The organism is Nguyenibacter vanlangensis, assembly GCF_013376155.1.
GTDB classification, from domain to species: domain Bacteria; phylum Pseudomonadota; class Alphaproteobacteria; order Acetobacterales; family Acetobacteraceae; genus Gluconacetobacter; species Gluconacetobacter vanlangensis.
The window spans coordinates 1-2,060 of the sequence record NZ_JABXXP010000508.1; the positions used below are offsets into that span (position 1 = coordinate 1).

Annotated in this window: 3 protein-coding genes; all 3 read left to right on the forward strand. The window is 47.3% G+C overall.

The genetic code is table 11. The features are described 5' to 3' along the window. Nucleotides 1–394: 394 nt before the first annotated feature. The 3 genes from HUK84_RS15930 (at nucleotide 395) to HUK84_RS22910 (ending at nucleotide 1,952) form a co-directional block, all read left to right on the forward strand. Complete coding sequence (locus tag HUK84_RS15930) at nucleotides 395–616, forward strand: hypothetical protein (RefSeq protein WP_176641158.1); 222 nt, start codon at nucleotides 395–397, stop codon at nucleotides 614–616. After that, entirely contained in the window at nucleotides 594–1,361 is a 768-nt protein-coding gene (locus HUK84_RS15935; RefSeq protein WP_176641159.1) for a hypothetical protein, read from the forward strand. Before HUK84_RS15930 ends, HUK84_RS15935 begins: the two co-directional genes overlap by 23 nt. A gap of 201 nt (nucleotides 1,362–1,562) precedes the next feature. Continuing rightward, complete coding sequence (locus HUK84_RS22910; RefSeq protein WP_218064412.1) at nucleotides 1,563–1,952, forward strand: hypothetical protein; 390 nt, start codon at nucleotides 1,563–1,565, stop codon at nucleotides 1,950–1,952. Nucleotides 1,953–2,060 lie beyond the last annotated feature (108 nt).

Below are 2,060 nucleotides of genomic sequence, written 5' to 3' on the forward strand. Positions count from 1 at the left end.
ACAATAGCCGGGGTCATGCCAAATCCGCTCCTCACAAGGGCAGAATCCTTGAATCACAGCCAGATTCAGCACGTCAATCCAGACCCCATAAAAACTGATGGGTTGTGAGGGTTCGCGATCCCAAGCGCGATCTGCCGGGACTTAAGGCCTATTCCGACTGGGCTGATGAACTATATATACCGAATTCGTATGATGGTGATCCATTTATTCAATGTATTGGCATTTCGTGGAATACGAACTCGGGTGATGCATCCTGTCACGCCCACTGGTCCTTTGAAAAACATTACGGAGCTGATATTGCATTCCACATGGAAAATCTTATACATTTTGAAGAAATACGACGAGAAGTAGAGAATCTGATCACGCAAGACCTATGCAAAGGAGGGGAGGGAGGATGAAAGACGTTATGTATGCGAGTGTGATGCCCGAGGCTCATATTGATGCCGTCACGGCTAGCATCGCTGGGGTCGTTCTTTCTGCAGCCATCATGTCCTCTGCTGGTAACTACGCGACGAAGAGCACTCAAGGCTACGCAACGTGGCAAGCTGATTTACAGGCGGACAATGTAGAGATCGAACTTCTGGGCACCGCGCATGCGAACCGATGTGGCCCATGACTCGCTGACGAGACGAACGAAGCGGTTCGATGTCGGTGTGGTAGGCGAAGAGGTATCCAACGTCGATGGACGTTACGACGTGAATAGAAAGTTTATGAAGAGGCGGTCCATCTACATGATGTCGCTCGCAACGATAGCGGTTGCCCTTGTTCTACGGGAATGCGAGAAACGCACGCCGCGTGTCGCTGTCATAAACGGCTTGATATATTGTGAAAATCCGTCGCGTGGGATCGGAATAGGCGTAGGTACGAATACGGTTACTAATGAGCATAATTATTTCTTGTCGCTGCATTGGGATGCCGAGTGGAACGTCCAGTCCCAAAAGTTGCGGATTGAACCAAGTACTGAGGCAACTCCGTTGGGCCACATCCTGGTCGGGATCGTAATGACGAAGTCCAGCCCTCTCTATTATTTCGGGAAAACGTCTTCCATGGAAATGGTCTCCAGGCTGCACGGGGTTCGCGATCCCAAGCGCGATCTGCCGGGACTTAAGGCTTACTCCGACTGGGCTAATGAACTATATATACCGAATGCGAATAATGGTGATCCATTTATTCAATGTATTGGCATTTCGTGGAACACGAACTCGGGCGATGCATCCTGTTATGCCCAGTGGTCCTTTGAAAAACACTACGGCGCTGACATTGGGTTCCACATGGAAAATCTCACGCATTTTGAAGCAATACGACGAGAAGTAGAGAATCTGATCACGCAAGATCTATGCAAAGGGGGAGAGGGAAGATGAAAGACGTCACGTATGTGATGCCCGAGGTGGCCGAAAGGTCGTTTGACTCTCAATCGAATTGCGGGAATCGTGAAAACAATATGTAACGTGATTGTGTGGCTGCACTATGGGCCAATGCCCACGTATTGATTTCAATCATGCCTCCCAACTCCGATATGAGGATGTCAAAAAATGTCCATTTTCACACTCCGGAGAACGAAAATGACGTCTGCGCGACCATCGGATTTTAAAGCGATAGCGTCGGATTACTTTGATCAATTCATAGCGTCGGGGCAGCCATTTAGTGGGGTCAAAGGAGTCCCAATTACGAGTTTGCTCGAGGATTACCTCCAGGAGCATGAAATATATAAAGTCTCTTCCGCAGTAGACTTTTTAAATAAATGTGGATTTGGGTTGGTTTGTCAGGATGTTGATGAGAAATTGAATATATCTAGGCAATTTAGAAAGTTATGGATTGGAAAATCCACAAAAATTGTAAAGGGTATATTTCCTCTAATGCTTACGGAGCTCTATGCGTCAGTTTACATCTCAAATGATGACGCCGAAAAAATTGGAAAACTTGAATTAACCGCTTTTCCTTCTGCTTTTTAAGAGCCCGATCCGAAAGTTTTTGAACAATACCAGCCAGTTGTGATTCATCCGTCTTTGCGAAGAGATGGAGTGAATGGTGGCATGGACTGGTATTGCCCGACGCGAACA

What these genes read in the sequence shown, in the direction of transcription:
- HUK84_RS15930 (WP_176641158.1), top strand. Translation starts at nt 395, where the DNA reads ATGAAAGACGTTATGTATGCGAGTGTGATGCCCGAGGCTCATATTGAT.
- HUK84_RS15935 (WP_176641159.1), top strand. Translation starts at nt 594, where the DNA reads ATGCGAACCGATGTGGCCCATGACTCGCTGACGAGACGAACGAAGCGG.
- HUK84_RS22910 (WP_218064412.1), top strand. Translation starts at nt 1,563, where the DNA reads ATGACGTCTGCGCGACCATCGGATTTTAAAGCGATAGCGTCGGATTAC.